The sequence below is a fragment of the Candidatus Phyllobacterium onerii genome (assembly GCF_028331445.1).
Lineage (GTDB): Bacteria > Pseudomonadota > Alphaproteobacteria > Rhizobiales > Rhizobiaceae > Phyllobacterium > Phyllobacterium onerii.
Genome location: NZ_JAQMHX010000008.1, coordinates 48,353 through 64,297, shown reverse-complemented (window position 1 = coordinate 64,297; position 15,945 = coordinate 48,353). Strand labels below are relative to the sequence as shown.

Annotated in this window: 14 protein-coding genes; 8 read left to right on the top strand and 6 right to left on the bottom strand. The window is 58.2% G+C overall.

The features are described from left to right. Positions 1 to 23: 23 nt before the first annotated feature. Positions 24 to 1,139: a porin gene (locus tag PHA01_RS18645; protein WP_271897881.1), complete on the top strand. Its 1,116-nt coding sequence runs from the start codon at positions 24 to 26 to the stop codon at positions 1,137 to 1,139. Positions 1,140 to 1,222: 83 nt separating this feature from the next. Here the strand turns inward: PHA01_RS18645 and PHA01_RS18640 are convergent, their stop codons facing one another. After that, complete coding sequence (locus tag PHA01_RS18640; RefSeq protein ID WP_271898069.1) at positions 1,223 to 2,557, bottom strand: aminotransferase-like domain-containing protein; 1,335 nt, start codon at positions 2,555 to 2,557, stop codon at positions 1,223 to 1,225. A gap of 97 nt (positions 2,558 to 2,654) precedes the next feature. On the opposite strand from PHA01_RS18640, the gene PHA01_RS18635 reads away from it, so the two are divergent. The 5 genes from PHA01_RS18635 (at position 2,655) to PHA01_RS18615 (ending at position 7,425) form a co-directional block, all read left to right on the top strand. Next, on the top strand, positions 2,655 to 3,629 hold the full coding sequence (locus PHA01_RS18635; RefSeq protein WP_271897880.1) for a substrate-binding domain-containing protein: 975 nt from the start codon (positions 2,655 to 2,657) through the stop codon (positions 3,627 to 3,629). A gap of 66 nt (positions 3,630 to 3,695) precedes the next feature. Beyond that, on the top strand, positions 3,696 to 4,526 hold the full coding sequence (locus PHA01_RS18630) for an ABC transporter substrate-binding protein (protein ID WP_417020989.1): 831 nt from the start codon (positions 3,696 to 3,698) through the stop codon (positions 4,524 to 4,526). A 6-nt stretch (positions 4,527 to 4,532) separates the two neighbouring features. After that, positions 4,533 to 5,447 (top strand): amino acid ABC transporter permease, encoded by a 915-nt coding sequence (locus tag PHA01_RS18625; protein WP_271897878.1) that lies wholly within the window; start codon positions 4,533 to 4,535, stop codon positions 5,445 to 5,447. Then, the gene (locus PHA01_RS18620; protein ID WP_271897877.1) at positions 5,434 to 6,207 is read left to right on the top strand and encodes an amino acid ABC transporter ATP-binding protein; all 774 of its coding nucleotides are present in this window, start codon (positions 5,434 to 5,436) and stop codon (positions 6,205 to 6,207) included. The genes PHA01_RS18625 and PHA01_RS18620 overlap by 14 nt, the downstream gene beginning before the upstream one ends. 33 nt (positions 6,208 to 6,240) lie before the next feature. Next, positions 6,241 to 7,425 carry a M20 aminoacylase family protein gene (locus tag PHA01_RS18615; protein WP_271897876.1) on the top strand — a complete coding sequence of 395 codons (1,185 nt, stop codon included), beginning with the start codon at positions 6,241 to 6,243 and terminating at the stop codon, positions 7,423 to 7,425. Between the two features lie 91 nt (positions 7,426 to 7,516). On the opposite strand, the gene PHA01_RS18610 is transcribed toward PHA01_RS18615, so the two are convergent. The 3 genes from PHA01_RS18610 to PHA01_RS18600 all read right to left on the bottom strand — a co-directional run bounded on the left by PHA01_RS18610 (position 7,517) and on the right by PHA01_RS18600 (position 11,094). After that, a complete protein-coding gene (locus tag PHA01_RS18610) occupies positions 7,517 to 9,280 on the bottom strand; it encodes an MOSC and FAD-binding oxidoreductase domain-containing protein (protein WP_271897875.1) in 1,764 nt (587 codons plus the stop codon). A 40-nt stretch (positions 9,281 to 9,320) separates the two neighbouring features. Further along, complete coding sequence (locus PHA01_RS18605) at positions 9,321 to 10,130, bottom strand: DUF427 domain-containing protein (protein WP_271897874.1); 810 nt, start codon at positions 10,128 to 10,130, stop codon at positions 9,321 to 9,323. A 316-nt stretch (positions 10,131 to 10,446) separates the two neighbouring features. Beyond that, positions 10,447 to 11,094, bottom strand: a complete 648-nt coding sequence (locus PHA01_RS18600; protein ID WP_271897873.1) for a TetR/AcrR family transcriptional regulator — start codon at positions 11,092 to 11,094, stop codon at positions 10,447 to 10,449. A gap of 132 nt (positions 11,095 to 11,226) precedes the next feature. Here PHA01_RS18600 and PHA01_RS18595 point away from each other — a divergent pair, with 132 nt between their 5' ends. After that, complete coding sequence (locus PHA01_RS18595; protein ID WP_271897872.1) at positions 11,227 to 12,411, top strand: HlyD family secretion protein; 1,185 nt, start codon at positions 11,227 to 11,229, stop codon at positions 12,409 to 12,411. A 25-nt stretch (positions 12,412 to 12,436) separates the two neighbouring features. Next, entirely contained in the window at positions 12,437 to 14,020 is a 1,584-nt protein-coding gene (locus PHA01_RS18590) for a DHA2 family efflux MFS transporter permease subunit (RefSeq protein WP_271897871.1), read from the top strand. 104 nt (positions 14,021 to 14,124) lie between these two features. Here PHA01_RS18590 and PHA01_RS18585 read toward each other — a convergent pair whose 3' ends face one another. Next, positions 14,125 to 14,958, bottom strand: a complete 834-nt coding sequence (locus PHA01_RS18585) for a 5-deoxy-glucuronate isomerase (protein ID WP_271897870.1) — start codon at positions 14,956 to 14,958, stop codon at positions 14,125 to 14,127. A 2-nt stretch (positions 14,959 to 14,960) separates the two neighbouring features. After that, positions 14,961 to 15,941: a mannonate dehydratase gene (locus tag PHA01_RS18580; RefSeq protein ID WP_271897869.1), complete on the bottom strand. Its 981-nt coding sequence runs from the start codon at positions 15,939 to 15,941 to the stop codon at positions 14,961 to 14,963. Positions 15,942 to 15,945 lie beyond the last annotated feature (4 nt).

Here is a 15,945-nt window from a genome sequence, read left to right as displayed (position 1 = left end):
CAACAAGAATGAGGGGAACACCGATGAATATCAAAAGCTTTTTACTGGGATCAATTGCAACTTTGGTTGTCGCTTCCGGCGCGCGCGCTGCAGATGCAGTTGTTGTTGCTGAACCGGAGCCCGTTGAATATGTGCGTGTTTGCGATGCATACGGCACCGGCTTCTTCTACATACCCGGTACAGAGACCTGCCTGAAGATCGACGGTTATGTTCGTTACGATGCTGCAGCCGGCGACAACCCCTATGATGGTACCAATGTCGGCGCCAAGGGCAACGAGACCTGGTACAAGCTCACCCGTGCAGAGGTTCGCTTCGACGCCCGCTCCGAAACCGAACTGGGCACATTACGCTCCTATGCCGAGACCCGCCTTGAGTATGAGAATGGCGTCTCCACCGGTGGTACACTCCCACAAGCCTGGATCGAACTCGGCGGCTTCCGCATCGGTACAGCTGATGAACTTTTCGGATCATTCGTCGGCTACGCCGGCAATATCCTCAATGACGATGTGATCAACTATCAGTCCGGCCAGAGCAATCAGGTCAGCTATACCTTTACAGGCGGCAACGGCTTCTCGGCCATGATCGGCGCTGAACAAGGCCAGGATGATGTTACCGGCCTTGGCGGACAATATGTCATCGAGGACTATATGCCTCACGTTCTCGCCGGTGCAAAACTCGAGAAAGACTGGGGCGGTGTTTCCGGCGTCGTCGGCTACGACTCGAATGTCGAGGAATTTGCCGGCAAACTCCGGCTGGACCTGACAATCAACGACAAGTTCTCGGTCTTCCTCATGGGCGGCTATCAGTCCGGCTATGACAATGACTTCGATCCCGCGACAGGCGATGTCGATCAATTCAACCGCAACTGGTTTGGGACATGGGAAGGCGATTGGGCTGCGTGGGGTGGCTTCACCGCAAAGGTCGCCGAAAAGGCAACTCTCAATGGCCAGGCGGCATGGGAAGACGAAGGCACCTACGCCTTTGCACTTAACGTCGAATACGAACTGGTTCCCGGGTTCGTAATCACACCGGAGCTCAACTACACCAAGTTCGACGGCGCTCGCGAAGCCTTCTCGGTTGCCAATGGCGCCGATGACGATGCTTTCGGTGGCACAATCCGCTTCCAGAGGAATTTCTGAACCCTCGCAGGCCCCCATTTGAAGACATGAAAGCGGCCTGATCTCTCAGGCCGTTTTTGCATGAAGCAAAGCGCCCCGGATGCTCATCTGGGTACAGCGGCCGCAACCTCGATCGCGGCGGCGACCCTTTCGACGTCGGGCAATTGAAGGACACTGGTGGCGACGCGTATGAAATTGATGGGCTTCATGGAGAATTTTGAGCCTGGATGAACGGCGATGCCGCGGGACGCCAGGGTTATCAAGGCAAAGTTCTCCGACATGACTGGGACGAGCACGCTCAACCCGTCTCCAGTAGCAATTCTTATGTCACGCCGGAGCAATTCCGAGGCAAATACTTGCCGGCGCTCCCGATATATCGTCCTGGCCCGACGGATGATTTCATCCGTCGATGGGTCTTGAAGAAGCCAGGATGCTGCTGCCTGCAAAATCCTGCTCGTCCAGCCTGCGCTGAAGCTTCGATACGATTGAATCTGTTCGACTATACGCGCTGAACTCGACAACACAGCCAACCTCAGATCGGGCCCGAGCGTTTTCGAATAGGAAAGGATATGGATGACACGGTCCGGAAAACGCCGACCCAATGACTGCCGGGCCGCCTCTGAAATATCGCCGACACCATCGTCTTCTATGATGAGCGTTTCGGACTCCTTGAGCACGTCGCCCAGCGCTTCAAGCCTTTCCGCCGTCATGGAGGAGCCGGTGACGGAATGCACCCTGGGCTGGAAAAGAAACGCCACCGGTTTTTCCTTCAACGCTTCCCTGAGCGCGTCCGGAAGCGGTCCGTGCCCGTCGCATGCAACCGGGATGATCGGAACGTCGAGATCCTCCAGGATATCCAGAAGCCGCATTGCCGTCGGGTCTTCTATTGCAACCGGCGAACCTGCAGGCACCAGTGCATGCAGCAAGGTGTATACGGCGTTATACCCTCCATTGGTTGCCAGGAATGCACCAGGATCATAGGGCCAGGATGGGCGAACCACCTCTTCCAACTCGGGCAGGATACGAACCCTTTCGTAGCTGTTGAGCGCTTCGGCTTTCGCTCCATGCACCAGCGCAGCTTCCAGCGGCGGAAGCAAAGACCTATCCGGTGACGCCGTCGCGAGTTCCAAGGTGTCCGGCACGTAGTTGCCTATGTTCACAAGGCGCGTCGGACGAGGCGCAAATCTGTCGCCCATCACCCAGGCGCCGTTCCTACCTCTCCCCCCAATGATCTTGTGGCGGCGCAGATCGGCCCAGGCGATGGAAACCGTCGCCGGACTTATACCCAGCGTGAAGGCGAGATCGCGTACGGACGGCAGTTTGGTTCCGACCGGCAGAAGTCCCGAGCGGATCATCGCGCCCGTTTCAAGCGCGATGCCGCGCGAGGTCCGATCGCCGAGACGATGAGCAAACCATTGGGCGTCGAATTGATCCGTCATCATCTGAACTTTAAATGTTTAATGTCATAATAACATTTGATTGCATGAACATAAACATTTACGGAGGTCTAGTCAAACCGCCGGAATGAGGAAATCCATGCGCGTTCCCATAAAAATTGCCACCCGCGATTGGGACTATCTGACTCCACTGATTTTCGGCGACGTCCCGTCGGACCGGATCGAACTACAGGTAGATCGCGTCGGAACATTGATCCCCGATCTTGCTTCGAGCGAGACCTATGACGCCGCGGAAGTTTCCTTCAGCCGCTATACCTCCGCCATGGCCGAGGGCGCGGAAACCATCGTCGGCATTCCTTGCTTTATCATGCGCGGCTTCCGCCACAGGTGCATTATCACCACCGAAGAGAGCCCTATGACCCGGCTGTCCGATCTGGCCGGGAAGCGGATCGGCGTTACCGGCTGGCGCGACTCCGGCAATACCTGGACGCGGGCTGCCCTGCGCAGGGAAGGCGTCGGTATCGAAGACGCGTTCTGGTTCGCCGGTCGCCTGACGGCTAACCACCCTATTGTCGATCGGCTCGACGGCTTTGGCCAACCCGGCAGGATCGAGGCGGCTCCCGGTGAACGTCCCATGCTGGAACTGTTGGCAAAGGGCGAGCTCGATGCGATCTTCACTCCCTTCATGCCCGACGGCTATTTCGAGAACGGAGCGGGGCTTCGCCAGTTGTTGCCGGATTTTGCAGCCGCCGAGAAGGCCTATTTCGATGAAGTCGGATATGTGCCCGGCATGCACATAATTGCGGTCAAGACAAAGCTGGTCCATGATCATCCATGGCTAGCCGACGAATTAACCCGCCTTGTCGACGAAAGTCAGCGGCTCTGGACCTCGAAGCGACGCAAATATGCCGAGACGACGCCATGGATGTTCGACGAGCTGCTGCGCTCGGCGCGTGACTTGCCGCCGACGTGGAACGATAGCGGACTGGACGCGAATTTGAGAATGATCGAGGATTTCGTTATCGAATTGCGCGAACAGGGCATCCTCCAGTCAGACCTCACGCCGCATTCGCTTTTTCCGTTCGAAGCCACGCGCCGCGCAAACGCCACCTGAATCAATTTCACAGAGGAGTGTACCGTGAAGAAATCGATCCGCATTCTCGCCTCACTGGTTGCGGCTCTGGCCGCAACTACTGCATGGGCTCAGGACATTCAGAAACAGACTCAAAATGAAGAGTTGCGCGCGCGCCTGCCACAGGACATCCGCGACGCGGGCAAGATGGTCGCCGTCAATAATGGCTCCTTCCCTCCCTATGAAATCGTTACCGGAACCGAACTGACCGGCGCGACCAACGATATCTCGATCGCCATCGGCGAATTGCTCGGGATCACCATCGACCATGCATCCGTAGCCGGCCTTCCGGCCCTGCTCAGCGGCATCAATTCCGGCCGCTACCAGTTCGCCATGGGCCCGGTGGGCGACTATCCCGACCGCCAGAAGGCCAATGACTTCATCGACTGGGCCCGCGAATATGTCGTCTTCGCCGTGGAAAAGGGCAACCCGAAGGGCATCACGTCGCTCGATGCGTCTTGCGGCAAGCGTATCGCAGTGATGGCCGGCGGCTCTGCGGAAAAAGTCATCAAGGAACAATCGGAAAAATGCGTGGCGGCGGGTAACCCGGCGGTGGAGGTTCAGTCCTTTACCGACCAGCCGAGCTCGATCCTGGCAGTTCGGTCGAAACGCTCCGACGGGTTCTTCTCCTCACAGGCACCGCTGACCTACTTCGTTCAGCAGGCCAACGGTCAGCTCGAGTTGGCCGCCGTCGGCCAGGCCAACGGGTTCAAGGACATTTATCAGGGCGCCGTCGTGAAGAAAGACTCACCTCTGGGCGGCGTGCTGCTCGACTCATTCAAGATCCTGATCAAGAACGGCACTTACGCCCAGATCATGAAGAAGTGGGGCCTCGACAGAAATTTGATCGACACTCCCGGCATCAACCAGGGGCAGTAGAGGACGATGTCCAGTTCCGCATCGATCCAACCCGACGACGGGCTGCGCGACGTCAAACTTGCGCACGTGCCGTTCCCCATAACACGCCTGGCCCTTTGGATCTTCACCCTGGCAGTCGCTCTCGGATTCGCCTACATCGTAGCGATCAATCCGAATTTCGGCTGGCCGGTCGTAGCCCAGTATCTGTTCGACCCGACGGTCATGCAGGGCCTGTGGGTGACACTCGGCCTGACGGTCGTCGCGATGATCATCGGCGTGGTGCTTGGACTCATTCTCGCTATCGCACGCATGTCGAACGACAGGCTGGCGTCATATCTGGCCAGCCTGTTCATCTGGTTCTTCCGCGGAACACCGCTGCTCGTGCAGCTTATCTTCTGGTACAACATGTCGACGCTGTTTCCACGCATTTCCATCGGAATCGCGAGTTGGGATACGAACGACCTCATTACGCCATTGACCGCAGCCATTGTCGGGCTGGCCCTGAACGAGGCCGCCTATATGGCCGAGATCATTCGCGGCGGCCTGCTGTCGGTGGACAAGGGTCAGGCCGAGACGGCGGAAGCCTTCGGCATGAACAGGGCGCGCGCTTTGTGGCGCATCATCATTCCGCAGGCGATGAAGTCCATCGTGCCGCCGACCGGCAACCAGCTGATCAGCATGATCAAGGCGACCTCGCTTGTCAGCGTCATCGCCATGGCCGATCTCCTCTACTCGGTTCAGTCGATCTACAACCGGACATTCGAAATCATCCCGATGCTGCTTGTCGCCGTGCTCTGGTATTTGTTCATCACGTCGATCCTCAATGTCGGACAGGGCGCCATCGAACGCTATTACAATCGTGGCGATCGTGGCTCGATGCCTGCGGACAGGACAAAAGAAAACGCCACGCCTATGGTAGGAGCGGCCCATGAGCATGTCTGAAACAAGCCTCGTGCGGGCCCGCAACGTTCACAAGGCGTTCGGCCCGCTGGAAGTCCTCAAGGGCATCGACCTCGACGTCGCGCCCGGGGAAGTGGTTGTGATCCTTGGTCCGTCAGGTTCGGGAAAATCCACCTTCCTACGCTGTATCAACCACCTCGAGGCGATCGACCAGGGCTTCATCGAAGTCGATGGGGAACAGATCGGCTATCGGCTCAGGGACGACCGGTTGATCAAGCTTTCCAATCGCGACATCGCCGTGCAGCGCAGCAAGATCGGCATGGTGTTCCAGCAGTTCAATCTCTACCCGCACATGACGGCGCTGCAGAACGTTATCGAAGCGCCTATCGGCGTCCACGGCCAGAACCGGAATGAGGCCGTCCGCTACGCCAAGGAACTCCTCAACCGCGTCGGGCTGGCGGAAAAGATGGACGCCTATCCGCGCCAATTGTCGGGCGGGCAGCAGCAGCGCGTGGCGATCGCCCGCGCGCTGGCAATCCGACCAAGGCTGATGCTGTTCGACGAGCCAACATCCGCCCTCGATCCGGAATTGGTGGGCGAGGTGCTGGCCACCATGCGCGACCTTGCCAAGGAAGGTTTGACCATGATCGTGGTCACCCATGAGATAGGTTTCGCCAAGGAAGCGGCGGACCGCGTCGTGTTCATGGACGGAGGCGTCGTCGTCGAAGAGGGTCCGCCGGCCGCGGTCCTTACCAATCCATCCCATCCCCGCACCAGAAGTTTCCTCAGCCGCTTCATCTGACCGGTGGCCGAACAAAACACGGAAGACAGTCTCATGCCACAAACTTCAAACGAGTTCGCTCGCATTGCAGATTTCGACGATCGGACCGCCGAGCTCATCGAGACGCGCAGGCATCTCCACGCACATCCGGAACTCTCGTTCGAGGAGCGTGAAACGGCCGCCTACGTCGCGGATCGCCTGGAACGCTGGGGTTACGAGGTGATCCGCAATGTCGGAGGTCTTGGCGTCGTCGGTCGGCTCCGGCAGGGCGCAGGCGGACGCAGCATCGCCATTCGCGCGGACATGGATGCCCTCCCCATTATGGAAGCGACGGGCCTGCCTTATGCCAGCACGACCGCTGGAAAGATGCATGCATGCGGCCATGACGGCCACACGACAATGTTGCTCGGCGCAGCCGAATATCTGGCGCGCACCCGCCATTTCAATGGTACGGTCAATCTGATCTTCCAGCCTGCCGAGGAAGCCGGAAAGGGCAGCGGCGCCCAGGCGATGATCGAAGACGGGCTTTTCGAGCGGTTCCCCTGCGACGCGATCTTCGGCTTGCATAATCATCCCGGCGCACCTGCCGGCACCTTCCTGATGCGGCCGGGTCCGTTGATGGCCGCGTCCGACACTGCGACGATCACCATTATCGGAAAGGGCGGTCATGCCTCCCGCCCGCATTTGACAGTCGACCCGATCGTCGTCGCGGCCAACATGGTCATGGCGCTGCAGACGGTCGTATCCCGGAACGTAAATCCTATCGAGACCGCGGTCGTGACGGTCGGAACCATCCATGGCGGCACGGCGTCGAATGTGATTCCCGAAACGGCCGAGATCGTAGCCAGCATTCGGTCCTTCTCGCCGGAGGTCCGTGACATGCTCGAACGGCGCGTACGTGGCATCGCGACGTCGATCGCCGAAGCGCATGGCGCCAGCGTTTCGATCGACTATCAGCGCGGGTACCCCGTCGTCATCAACTCGGAGAAGGAAACTGCCTTTGCCACCGATGTCCTCAAGGAACTGGTGGGCGACGACAAGGTGGGCGTGTGCCCCATGATCCCGGGCAGCGAGGATTTCGCCTATTTCCTGGAACACAAGCCAGGCTGCTTCCTGCGCCTCGGCAATGGCGAGAACTCGCCGATCCTGCACAGCTCGAAATACGACTTCAACGACGACAGCCTGACCACGGGTGCCGCCATGTGGGCCCGGCTCACCGAGCGATTTTTATCGTTGTAGCATAAGGAAACTCCCCTCACTCGTATTGCGTGGCGTTAGCCGCTAATGGCTGGGAGTTGCCCCACCTACCGAGGAACGTCGGGAAGTCCCCTCAAATGTCGATCACCACGTCTTTCTGTGGCCGGGAGCAGCAGATCAGAAGATTGCCTTCGGCGGGTCGATCAAGCGGATCAGGGTCGTAGGTGACGGAGCCGGAGATCAGTCCGCTCTCGCAGTTGTGGCAGACGCCGGTCCGGCAGGACCATCGCACGGGTACATCACAGGCCTCGGCTAGTTCCAGAATGCTTTGGTAGGTGGCGGCGTCCCAGTGGGCGGCGATGCCACTGCGCGCGAACGATATCAACGGACCTGTAGCGGCATCGCCTTTCGGCATATGCGGAGGCCGCGGTGCTGCTCCTACGACGCCAGGGGTCAGTGACTCACTTCCCGCGAAGATTTCGAAATGGATGTGATCCGAGGGGAGGCCCATGGCTGCGAGGACCTTCCGCATCTCCACCATGAATTGAGTCGGCCCGCACAGATAGACATCCGCATCCGATGTGACGCCGGCCTCTGCAAGGATGTGTTGTGACAGGTGACCCCTGATGTCAAAATCCTCACCGATTTTGTCATTCGACGCCGGTTTGCTGTAGCAGACGACGCTTTGGCCATGGCCGAGCGTCGGGATGAGCCGGCGAATCTCGCTGGCGAACGCGTGGTGTTGCCGATCGCGCGCGCCATGAAGCCACAGGACCTTTCGGGTGGATCCGGAAACAGTGAGCGCATGCAGCATCGCCAGAACAGGCGTTACTCCAATACCCGCACTCAACAGGACGATCGGACTGTCTCCGGACTGCAGGACGAAGCTTCCGCGTGGCGAGCTCACCTCAAGAATGTCGCCTGCTCGGACCTTCTCGTGCAGGTAGGTGCCAGCAGCGCCATGGGGCTCTATCTTAACGCTGATCCTGTAGCGCTCGGTCGAACCGGGCCCGGAAAGCGAATAGCTGCGAAAAAGCGGTGGGTCGTCGTCTGGCCGATGAAGGCGCAGGACTATGTACTGACCGGGCTGGGCTTCCAGTAGCGGCTGGCCATCCTGGCTTTTCATCGTCAGCGAAAGCACATCCTCCGACTCGCGATCGATCGTTGTCACCACGAGCGACCGAAATCCCGGCGCAATCGGACGAGCGGCCGCCGCCGGGATCAACCCTGCATTGCCACCCCCGCCGGGTGCGGACTTGTTCGCCAGCAACGCCTCGAACGAAAAACGCCATCCCGGCGAAAGCGCTCGGATCTCCAGTGCGCTTGTCAGCTTTTCGCGGGAATGATCGGGCAGGTAGAGGAGACCGTTGATCTCCTCAACCGTCATCCGTACTTCTGCCTCGCCCACCTTCGCTATTTCGTCTCCCGCTTCCACCAGGCCCTCTTGCAAAACGCGGAAATAGAAGCCGGGTCGGCCGCTCGCCGTCAGCAACGCCGGCATCCTGGGTTCGTTCATGCGAATACCGACACGATAGCAGGTGACCCGGGGCTGCGTGACCTCAAACACCGCACCGCCGATCTGGTAGCGGTCGCCAATGCACACAGCATCGTCCGGCAAGCCTTCGACCGTAAAGTTCTCACCGAACTGCCCATGAACAAAGTCGGTTCTCTTCAGTTGTTCCTGCCAATAGCGATATGATTCAATTTGATAGACGAAGACTGCGCGCTGCTCTCCCCCATGCCCGCCGAGATCGCCTTGACCGTCTCCATCGATGTTCAGTCGGCGGACCCGGCAGCGGCCAGCCACGGAATTCTTCCAGATTCCTGTATGGACAACCCGGCCCCTCCACTCGATGTCGCGCGGCAGGCCAACATTCACCGACAGGAGTCGCGCCACTATGCTCCACTCCTTTGGACTGCGGTTTTGGACCACTCTCTCATGGCTGAGGAGGGAGCGCCTCATCGACGGTGAGATCACGGTCGGGGCCGTGTGGAATGACCGACTGACCCGGTTCGAGGTGGAGCGTTGTGCCGTCAAGCTGGACCGAGACAATATCCGGCTCAAACGACACAAAGCCCGAAATTCGGCTGACTTCCGTATAGGCCTCCCGATACGACCATGCTGCCTTTGTGACATCGCCGATATCGTAGTAGCTGCACAGCCCCTTGTAGGGGCAGAATGTCTGGAGTTCGACAGAAGTCAACGCGGACTGATCCACATCGGCGCGATCGACGTACCAGCGCGGCGCGAAACCTGACTCGAAAAGGACAAGCGGCCGAGCGGTATCGGCTATGACGCGGTCGCCATGGCGGACCACCAGGTTACGCGACGCCTGGCGGATCTCGATACGATGATAGCTGTCGGCTGCATGGCCGACGATGCGTTCATCTTCCTCGTAGAAGGCATCCATAGCTCGCCATGCAAAGGCCACTCGTCCTTGCAGCATCTTCGCGTGATCAGCCAGATCGATGTGCTGCCACGCTCCTCGCTGGGCGCCCTGCCCGCCTCCCTTGACGGTATACCAGGCGGTAGCCCCCAGGTCGCGATGCCGGGTGGTGTGTTCGGTCCGCTCCAAGGCATCCGGCGAAATGTCGGCCTCCCGGAAATAGGCGACTGGATAACGCCCGGGTTCGAACAACACGACGACGTCTTCACTGTCAGCTATCCAGGCACCTCCGAAACGCACCCGCATGCGTCTGCGCAACGGTTCAGCGTATAATAAACGTTCAGGGAGCGGTTCCGACACGAGAAATCGTCCGTTCGATCCCGGTGAGAGCGGACCTTGTTGCCAGGATAGTCCCATTTTACCTCCGACGGGTTACATCAGCAGGATACATGTGTTGTGATCTGTCGCACTTCGGTCCGACTACGCGCGAAACTTCTGTCAAAGCAGGCGATCAGGTGTGGCTTAGCAATAGTCTAGCGCGCCTCGTAGTCCTCATCAATCCATTCACTCCCTCAATGCCTATTTGCGATAAGCCTCGTGATCTACGGTGCGCGATTACGTTCCCAACGAGCTAGTATGCGCTCTCTGCAGGTTGGCTCACCCCTTGAAAAATCCACTAAATTGCGCATCCCTTCAGAAACAAATTGGCGCACATTTTCGCTCGAGCTACAATCTCTTCGACGTTCGGCGCTGGCATTTGCCGCAACATGGCTGCACGCTGCGGTTCCATGGCCATCATTCCCCGCAACATGCCGCTTGCAGCATGCGGATCGTCTAGCTTGATACGTCCAAGCTCGACCTGTTCGCGAAGCCACGCCTCCATCAACGCATTGGTCCTTACTATTGCTCGTTCATAGAACGATGCTGCAAGTTCCGGGAATCTATCGGATTCGCCAATGACGAGGCGCATGATCCCAATCGTGTCGTCGGAGAGCGTAAGCATGCCATAGGCCGTCAGCACGTGTTCAAGGCCGACCCCTAAGTCATCGTTGGCATGCCCGGCAGGATCGACTGCCAGCAGAAAGCGGCCAATTCGAACGGATACCATGCAGGCGAACAGGTCTGCCTTGGTGGGAAACAGCCGATACAGGGTTTTGGTTGAAACGCCGGCATTCCGGGCAATGGTGCTGATGCTCGCCGCGGCATAACCGCTTTCGTGAAACTGCGCATTGGCGGCTTCGACGATAACGCTTTTCGTATCATCGTCGCAGCGAACTTGTGGTCGGCCCCGCGGGCGTTTCTCGATCTTGTGAATTACGACCATATCAATTTTCCAAAATAATTATTGACAGTTCGTTTATACGGCGTATTTTGGAAAACGTCAAGTTTCGTAAATGAAGTTATCAATTGAAGGCCGCAGCCCAAGTGACGGCGACCCGGAAATTCGGAGACCACAATGAGCAAGCTGCAAGCCTTAAACAACAACGTTGTTCAACCCGTTGAAATTGTCCCCACAGCGGAAGCGGGTTCGCCTGTCCGCATCGCGGAAGCGCCCCGGCCGTCGGCCTCCGATGAGAAGCCGGTCCGGAAGCGTGGACGTCGCTTGCTTTTCGGTACAGCCGCGATCATCTCGCTTGCAGCCGGTGCCTATTATGGCCACGATTACTGGACGGTAGGTCGTTTCCACGTGGAGACAGACGACGCCTATGTAAAGGCGGACAATAGTTCGGTCGCGCCAAAAATCTCGGGATACATCGCCGAAGTCCTCGTCAAGGACAATGAAACGGTGAAGTCAGGGCAGCCCCTCGCCCGCATCGACGATCGGGACTTCAAGACGGCGCTCGAGCAGGCGAAGGGTGATGTCGCGGCCGCAGAGGCAACGATTGAAGCCAAGCAGGCCTCCCTCGTGATCCAGGAATCCACGATCGCGGCAGCGCGTGCCACAGTCGATGTCGACCAGGCCAATGCGATTTTTGCCGAACAAAACAACAAGCGTTATGCAACTCTCGCTACCAGTGGCTATGGCAACATCCAGAATGCCCAGCAGGCTGCCTCCCAAATCGCTGCGGCAAAAGCCACCGTTGTGCGCGACAACGCTGCGCTGGCCGCCGCAACAAAGCAGGTCGATTTATTGAAGGCCGAGCTTGCGCAGGCAAATGCGGCTCTGGAGCACGATCTCGCGGTCCAGCACCAGGCTGAACTCAACCTGTCCTATGCGACAATCATGGCGCCCGTTGATGGCGTTGTCGGCAACCGCACGCTGCGCGTCGGCCAGTACGTTCAGGCGGGAACACAGCTGATGACGGTCGTGCCAACCGCTTCGGTTTACGTGATTGCCAATTATAAAGAGACGCAGCTTACGGACGTTCATGCCGGCCAACCGGTCGATATCGACGTCGATATGTTTCCAGACCGGGTCTATCATGGCCATGTTGACAGCCTTGCTCCCGCGAGCGGCCAGGAATTTGCCCTGCTGCCGCCCGACAACGCGACGGGCAACTTCACCAAGGTCGTCCAGCGTATTCCTGTGAAGATAATCCTTGATGCCGATAGCGTGTCTGCTGGCGACTTGCGTCCCGGCATGTCCGTCCAACCGAGCATCGACACCAACGCCGACGCTGTCCAGCGCCAGAGCCATTGACGGCCGGGTAAAGGAGCACCGTGTCATGTCTGCAACCACGTTCAATGTCGCGTCGGTGCCACAACCACGCGCCAGCACGAAGGAATGGATTGCCGTTCTCGCCGGCATGATCGGCGCGTTCATGGCAATCCTCAACATCCAGATCACCAATGCGTCGCTGCTCGATATTGAAGGCGGCATCGGCACCGGCGTAGACAACGGCGCCTGGATCTCGACATCCTACCTCATTGGTGAAATCGTCGTTATCCCCCTCACCGCCTATTTCAGCAGCGTGTTCTCATTTCGCCGCTACATACTGGTGAATACGATCCTTTTCCCGCTGTTCTCCATAGCCTGTGCCTTCACCCACGATCTCGGTTCGATGATTGTCATGCGTGGCCTGCAGGGCTTTGCCGGCGGCGTTCTGATCCCCATGGCCTTCACCATGGTCTTGACGAAGCTGCCAAAATCACAACAGCCGGCCGGCCTCGCCCTCTTCGCCCTCTCCGTTACGTTCGCTCCGGCGATCGGCCCTACGATCGGCGGCTATCTTACCGAGAACTATGGATGGCAGACGATCTTCTTCATCAATGCCGTCCCAAGCGCCGTCATGGCCGTAGCACTAGCCGCAACGCTGGATAAGACGCCTATGCAACTCCATCTCCTCAAAGAGGGCGACTGGGCCGGCATATTCACCATGGCAGTCGGACTCTCGGCTCTTCAGACCGTGCTTGAAGAAGGCAACAAGGACGATTGGTTCTCATCGCCGTTCATCCTGAAGCTCAGCGCCGTCGCCGTCGTCTTCCTCGCAACCTTCATCTGGATCGAGCTAACCGTCGAAAAGCCCTTGGTCAAGCTCAGTCTTTTGAAGCAGCGGAACTTCGCTATTGGCGTCGTGGTCAATGTCCTCGTTGGTGTTGCGTTGTTCGGTACCGTCTACATCTTGCCGCAATATCTGGGACAGGTGCAGCGCTACAATGCCGAGCAGATCGGCAATGTATTGGCTTGGACCGGCCTGCCGCAATTGCTCCTGATCCCGCTAGTCCCGATGCTGATGAAGCGTTTTGACGCCCGCTATATCGGCTTCCTTGGCATCAGCATCTTTGCCGCCAGCTGTTTCATGAACGTCATGCTTTCACCCGACAATGCCGGCGATCAGTTCTGGATCCCGAACATCGTGCGTGCGATCGGACAAGCGCTCGTATTGACGCCGATCACCGCAATCACGACGGCCGGCATCGCCGCCGCCGACGCTGCTGCCGCATCGGGTTTGACGAACATGCTGCGCAATCTCGGCGGTGCGGTCGGCACGGCAACGCTTGGAACAGTTCTGACCAAGCGCGAACAGTTCCACTCGAACATCATCGGCCAATCTGTCACGCTGGCGCGCGATGAGGTTCACCAGCGCCTCGACCAGCTGACCGGCTATTTCATCGCCCATGGCGTTTCCGATCACACCCTCGCCGCCCAGCAGGCCGTCGTCACGCTTGGCCGGCTCGTCAAACGCCAGGCACTTATCCTTGGATTCGGTGATACCTTTGCCGTCATTGGCATACTGCTTGCTATTGCAGCAATCGCTTTGTTGTTCGCCGAAAAACCCAAGGGCGCAGGAGGAGCCGGCGCTCATTAGCGACTACAGAGGTCGCGACGGACGAGCAACACACCGTTCTGGAGTTCATGTTTCGATAGATTGGATCGATCGGCCTTTGAGCTGATCATGGGGAGTCGCAATTGTCATCGGAATTTCGCCCGCATGGCGTCGATCCCCGGTATTTTCGCCATCAAGGGACGATGCACTTCTTCGAAATTCTGTACAAGCGAACGCTGCGTTTTGCCGACGAGAATGGTGAAAATATAAGATGCATGGCCGGGCGACGTCGCGGTGGGATGATATCCGGTTGAGAACGCGAAGGTGTCACCATTGCGCGTTGCGTGAGCATGGGGCTCACATCCCTCTTCATACCATAATTGTGTACCAAAGCCGGTTGGCGGATCGAACCGCCAATGATATAATTCCTCATGTGCGGTTTCGCCCGCTTGATCCGTATCATGCTTGTGCGGCGGGTAGCCGGACCAGCAACCTTCATCGGCATAAAGTTCGCTGACGAGCAGACGTCCAACGCGATCTGCCTGCCTGTTGCCGAGGATATGGAAGATGCGCCGGCGTGATTTCGTTTCATTGGAACCAACGTCAACCATATCGACTTCTTCCGGCGTGATGCGAAACGGACCCATCGGCGCGTCCCAAAAGCCTCCGGCAATTGCGATTTCACAACGCTCGAGCGCTGTGATCGTAACGGCCGCATCCGGACCAGCATAGATGGAATCTGGTTGTCCAGCCCAAACGCTCACGCGTCCACCGACCTTGTCGAAGGATAGGTCATCGACAGAAACGTGACACATGCCGGAGAGCGGAACGATTGCCGTTTCAAAGTCGGGCAGACGGTAGCTGTGCGCCTCCCCTGCGGCAAGTTTTACCAGATTGAAATGAATGAGCTTTGTCGGCTCGCCACCATCGAGAATGGGCTTGTTACCATTCTCAAACCTGCGGATCATCTTCGCGGACATTGCTAATTCGCCTCGCTTTTCATTACCTGTAGCAACGCGACAATGTATCCATAACTGAAGGCGAAAGCGGTGTTCTGCGGATCGCGTCCGGAGATTTGCGGCACGTGATCCGGCATAATCATATATCGATAGCCGACCTCCTCATAGGTTTTCAGCGAGCGCCACATGTCCATGTCGCCCTCCTCCGGAAATGTCTCCATAAAGGAAAGCTTGCCGCCACGAATATTGCGGAAATGCACGTTGAACAATTTGCCACGCTCTCCGAACCAGCGGATGACATCGAAGATCTCCTCGGCTGGGTTGTCGAGCATTTCACCGACTGTTCCCTGACAAAAGTTCAGGCCGTGATAGGGGTTTTCGCGCAGGAGCACGAATTTCTTCAGACCCTCGACTGTGCCGAGAACACGTGTCACACCGCGATAGCCGGGTGGCGTATAGGGGTCGTGTGGATGACAGGCGAGCCTTACCTTGTTCGCTTCCGCCACCGGGATGACACGCTCGAGAAAGTAGTCGATCCGCTCCCAATTCTCGTCTTCATCAACGACCCCGGCGATCGTTGGCAGCGCTTCGTGATCAGCCTTGTCCCAGCGGAAGGCATCGTTGCGTGATCCCCCCCTGCCCGTTTCGAGTTCCGTGCGCGGGATACCGATAATGTTGAGATTGTATTTCATGGCAGGAATGCCAGCCGTAGCGGCGCGCTCGATCAGACGGCAGATGGAATCGATCTGGCGGTCACGTTCCGGGCCCGCAGATAGAATGTCAGGGCTGTATTGGTGTTCAATGACACGTGAACTCAAGGGCAGCTGGATCATGTCCAGAGATAGTCCGAAACCTGCCAGGTGGTCGCGATGCTTCTCCAGAATGTCCAACGACCAATCGTGCGGATTGCCAGCGGGGTCGGCGCAAACATGCTCGATCCCCAGTTGTGCCATCACGCGATAGTCATCATCGTCGCGCGCTCGAAATTGAGTGCCTAGAAACATGTCC